Here is a 4,428-nt window from a genome sequence, read left to right as displayed (position 1 = left end):
AACGCCCGCATCCAGCTCAACGGCGAGCTGGCGGCCGGCGTCGCGAAAAGCTACCTGAAAGCGAAGGGTTTCGTGAAATGACGGAGCGTGCGGCCGCGTCCGCGCGGCGCGTCACGCTCGACAAGGTCGGCATCCTGATCGGCATCCTGACGATCGTCGCCGTGTTCGGCCTGTCGTTCGCGGTGCTGCGGCCGAACCGGATCGCGGCCGGCACCGGGCTGTCGGTGTTCGCCGCGCTGCCGCCGATGCAGGGCGCCGCGCTCGCCGCGCTGTGGACCGTCGGCGCGCTGTGGGCGATGACGGCGAGCCGCCCCGCGTGGCGGCTCGCGGCCGGCTGCGCGGGGCTCGCGACGCTCGCGTATGCGGTCGGCGCGGCTGCGACGCATGTCGTCGCGCCCGACGACATGCTGGCCCGCGTGTCGCCCGATGCCGGCGTCTGGCTGCTGCTGTTCGCGTGGGCCGTGCTGATCGCCGACGCGCTCGCACGCCTCGCGTTCGGCCCATGGCGGCGCCTCGCCGCGCTCGCCGTCGCGATAGCAGCAGTTTCCGTGCCGCTCGCGAGCGGCTGGTGGGACGGCCTCTCCGTGATGCGCGAATACGCGGTGCGCAGCGACGATTTCTGGCGCGAGGCGATCCGTCACGTGTCGCTCGCGGGCGGCTCGGTCGCCGCCGCGCTCGTCGCGGGCGTGCCGCTCGGCATCGCCTGCGCGCGCATCGCAACGGTGCGCACCGTCGCGATGCCCGTACTCAATATCGTGCAGACGATCCCCAGCATCGCGATGTACGGGCTGATGATGGCGCCGCTCGGCCTGCTCGCCGCGCACGTGCCGCTTGCGGCCGCGCTCGGCATTCGCGGGATCGGCGTCGCGCCGGCCGTGCTCGCGCTGTTCCTGTATTCGCTGCTGCCGATCGCATCGAGCGTCGTGGTCGGGCTCGAACAGGTGCCGCCGCACGTGACCGAAGCGGCCCGCGCGATGGGCATGACGCGCATGCAGCGGCTGCTGCGCGTCGATCTCGTGCTCGCGCTGCCGGTGATCCTGAGCGGCGTGCGCATCGTGCTCGTGCAGAACATCGGCCTGACCGCGGTGGCCGCGCTGATCGGCGGCGGCGGATTCGGCACCTTCATCTTCCAGGGGATCGGGCAATCGGCCGCCGATCTCGTGCTGCTCGGCGCGATCCCGACGATCGCGCTCGCACTGGCGTCCGCGGTCGTGTTCGAAGCCGCGACGTCGCTCGCGAAAGGGCGTGCAGGATGATCGAGATCGAACGGGTCGGCAAACGCTTCGGCGACGCGCTCGCCGTCGACGACGTATCGCTGACGGTGCAGCGCGACACGATCACCGCGCTCGTCGGCGCATCGGGCAGCGGCAAGTCGACACTCCTGCGCATGATCAACCGGCTGATCGCGCCGACCAGCGGCACGATCCGCATCGACGGCGTCGATACGGCGACCGTCGCGCCCGAGCAATTGCGGCGCGGTATCGGCTACGCGATCCAGGGGCATGGGCTGTTTCCGCACTGGAGCGTCGCGCGCAACATCGCGACCGTGCCGCGCCTGCTCGGCTGGCCGGCCGAGCGCATCGACGCGCGCGTGAACGAACTGCTCGACCTGTTCCATCTCGCGCCGGCCGAGTTCGCGGGCAAGCTGCCGCACGAACTGTCGGGCGGCCAGCAGCAGCGTGTCGGCGTGGCGCGCGCACTCGCCGCCGAGCCCGCGATCCTGCTGATGGACGAACCGTTCGGCGCGCTCGATCCGATCATCCGCAACAAGGCGCAGGACGACCTGTTCGCGCTGCAGCGCCGCCTCGGCATCACGGTCGTGATCGTCACGCACGATATCGAGGAAGCGCTGAAGCTCGGCGACACGATCGCGGTGATGGACGGCGGCCGGCTGCTGCAGGTCGCATCGCCGGCCGAGATTCTCGGCGGCCCGGCACCGGGTGTGGTCGAACAGCTCGTCGCGGGCGTCGACCGGCCGCTGCGCCTGCTCGCGCTGACGCCGATCGACACCGTGGCCGAAGCCGGCCACGTCGATGGCGAACCGATCGCCGCGACGCGCACGCTGCGCGATGCGGTGTCCGAATTGTTGTGGCGCGGTGTCGATGCGCTGCCCGTGGACGATACGGCCAACGGCACCCCCAACGCACGCGGCCCCCGCCGCATCACGCTCGACGCGATCCGCGCACACGCGAGGAAGCCTGCATGACGACCTGCGGCAACGTGCAGTTCCAGCAGTCGTCACTTCCCGCGTACGTCGCCCGCGCGGCCGCGCTCGTGCTGCTGCTCGTGCTGCTGTTGCGCCCCGCGTGGCTGCAGGGTCTGTTCGCGCCGTTCGCGGACAACGGCGCGCCGGTGATCTACGATCGCGCGAGCCTGCTCGACCTCACGCTCGCGCATCTCGGCACGGTCGCGCTGTCGAGCCTGATCGGTACGATCGTCGCGGTCGCGGCCGGCATCGCGGTCACGCGGCCGTTCGGCGCGGATTTCCTGCCGGTCGCGCGAAGCGTCGTCGATATCGGCCAGACCTTCCCGCCGGTCGCCGTGCTCGCGCTCGCCGTGCCGGCCGTCGGCTTCGGCTTGAAGCCGGTGCTGATCGCGCTCGTGCTGTACGGGCTCCTGCCGATTTTCGAAAGCACGATCGCGGGGCTCGAGGACGTGCCGCGCGACGTCGTCGACGCCGCGCGCGGGATGGGGATGAGCGGCTGGCAGCAACTGGTGTCCGTCGAGCTGCCGCTCGCGTTCCCGGTGATCGTCAACGGCATCCGCCTCGCGGTCGTGATCAATCTCGGCACGGCGACGATCGGCTCGACGGTGGCCGCGCGCGGGCTCGGCGACGTGATCATCGCGGGCCTGCAGACGTCGAACACCGCGTTCGTGCTGCAAGGCGGCGTGATCGTCGGCTTGCTCGCGGTGCTCGTCAGCGATGCGATCGGCGCGATTGCGCGGGCGGCGAGCGCGCGGCGCGCGTAGAAGCCGTCACGGAATTTTTCGAAGGAGCAACCATGGCTGTGCTCGACACCGGCCCGTTTTTTCATGGCACGAAAGCGGATTTGCGGATCGGCGACTTGCTGACGGCAGGCTTCCGATCGAATTACCGGCATGACGTCGTGATGAATCACATTTATTTCACGGCCCTGCCCAAAGGCGCCGGCCTGGCTGCGGAAATGGCCAAAGGCGATGGTCGGCCGCGGGTCTACATCGTCGAGCCCACTGGCGAATTCGAAAACGACCCGAACGTCACGGACAAGAAATTCCCCGGCAATCCGACGCGATCGTATCGAAGCACATCGCCTTTGAAGATCGTCGGCGAACTCGATCGCTGGGAACCGTACGATCCGGAGTTCATCCAGCAACTCAGAATCCGCATCGAAACCGGTATCGGCGAGATCATCAACTAGCGTTTCGTTCGCGCCGATTCGCAAATCGGGCCCGAACTGCCGCCGGAATGGGACACGCGAGCCGACGACATTTCCGCGATACCGCGGGCGAATCGCAGGAAAGGACGGAAGCGCCCGGTTCATCCGGACTCCGATGCGTGTCCGCGCAACGATCGGCGCGTCGATCATCGCGAATGTGACAAGCCTACACGTCGCTTTCATTCGAACCCGCCCTCGACCACCCACCGCGATTGGTCGATATACTATGCGCCTCCCATTTCCCCGCACTCCACCATGCGACGACGGTTCTTCTGGCTGATCGTGCTTTCGCTCGGCATTGCGCAGCACGCCGCGGCGCAGCAGGCGCCCGCCTTGCCTGCCTCTGCGCCCGAAGCAGCCGCATCCGCGCCAGGCGATGCATCCGCACCGCTCGCCAACGATCAGCCTAACGAAGCAAACCGCCGCATCACGTCCTACCTGACGAAGAAATTCGGCGTCGCGAAGGAACGCGCCGCGAAGCTCGCCGATATCGTGAGCGTCACTGCGACGAAATATTCGCTGCCGCCGGCACTCGTTTACGCGATTATTTCGATCGAATCGCGCTTCCAGGAAAAGGCACGCGGCCAGCATGGCGCGACCGGGTTGATGCAGGTCGTGCCGTCCGCGCACCGCGGCATGCTGCGCAACGTGAAGGATTTGACGGAGCCGAATGCGAACGTCGAAGTCGGCTCGCGCATTCTGTCGGGCTACGTGAAGGCGGCCGGCGGCAACGTGCAGGCCGGGCTGAAGAGCTACAGCGGCGGATCGAGTGCGTATGCGGCGAAAGTGATGCAGCGGGTCGATTCGTTCCGGTTCGTGCTCGAACCCGAGGACGACGCGAAAAGCGCGAATACCGCGAACGACGCGAACAACGCGAAGGCGCACATGGTGCCGGTCAGCGATCCGTCACCGGCGCCGGCCGCGAACCGCAACACGAAGTAAGTGCATGCAGGAACGTAAACGAGTACGGCGGCGCATTCGCGCCGCCGCCCCATGGAATCGCCGGATCACC

The 4,428-nt window shown here is 68.2% G+C and carries 5 protein-coding genes; all 5 read left to right on the top strand.

What is annotated here, in order from left to right; genetic code table 11:
• The first annotated feature begins 77 nt into the window (after positions 1–77).
• Positions 78–1,256, top strand: coding sequence for an ABC transporter permease (locus tag JMF90_RS25785; protein ID WP_011547043.1), 1,179 nt, complete (start codon positions 78–80; stop codon positions 1,254–1,256).
• On the top strand, positions 1,253–2,206 hold the full coding sequence (locus JMF90_RS25780) for an ABC transporter ATP-binding protein (RefSeq protein WP_125381628.1): 954 nt from the start codon (positions 1,253–1,255) through the stop codon (positions 2,204–2,206). The genes JMF90_RS25785 and JMF90_RS25780 overlap by 4 nt, the downstream gene beginning before the upstream one ends.
• Positions 2,203–2,970, top strand: a complete 768-nt coding sequence (locus JMF90_RS25775; protein ID WP_011547041.1) for an ABC transporter permease — start codon at positions 2,203–2,205, stop codon at positions 2,968–2,970. Before JMF90_RS25780 ends, JMF90_RS25775 begins: the two co-directional genes overlap by 4 nt.
• Positions 2,971–3,002: 32 nt before the next feature.
• On the top strand, positions 3,003–3,398 hold the full coding sequence (arr, locus tag JMF90_RS25770; protein WP_011547040.1) for an NAD(+)--rifampin ADP-ribosyltransferase: 396 nt from the start codon (positions 3,003–3,005) through the stop codon (positions 3,396–3,398).
• 273 nt (positions 3,399–3,671) lie between these two features.
• Positions 3,672–4,358, top strand: a complete 687-nt coding sequence (locus JMF90_RS25765; protein WP_011547039.1) for a lytic transglycosylase domain-containing protein — start codon at positions 3,672–3,674, stop codon at positions 4,356–4,358.
• Positions 4,359–4,428: the final 70 nt, after the last annotated feature.

Source organism: Burkholderia sp. E168m23 (assembly GCF_016586125.1).
In the GTDB taxonomy this organism is placed as follows: domain Bacteria; phylum Pseudomonadota; class Gammaproteobacteria; order Burkholderiales; family Burkholderiaceae; genus Burkholderia; species Burkholderia orbicola.
This window is presented reverse-complemented; position numbering and strand designations above follow the sequence as displayed.

Bases quoted from the DNA above. Each gene is read 5' to 3' on its own strand.
- JMF90_RS25785 (WP_011547043.1), top strand. From the start codon at position 78: ATGACGGAGCGTGCGGCCGCGTCCGCGCGGCGCGTCACGCTCGACAAG.
- JMF90_RS25780 (WP_125381628.1), top strand. From the start codon at position 1,253: ATGATCGAGATCGAACGGGTCGGCAAACGCTTCGGCGACGCGCTCGCC.
- JMF90_RS25775 (WP_011547041.1), top strand. From the start codon at position 2,203: ATGACGACCTGCGGCAACGTGCAGTTCCAGCAGTCGTCACTTCCCGCG.
- arr (WP_011547040.1), top strand. From the start codon at position 3,003: ATGGCTGTGCTCGACACCGGCCCGTTTTTTCATGGCACGAAAGCGGAT.
- JMF90_RS25765 (WP_011547039.1), top strand. From the start codon at position 3,672: ATGCGACGACGGTTCTTCTGGCTGATCGTGCTTTCGCTCGGCATTGCG.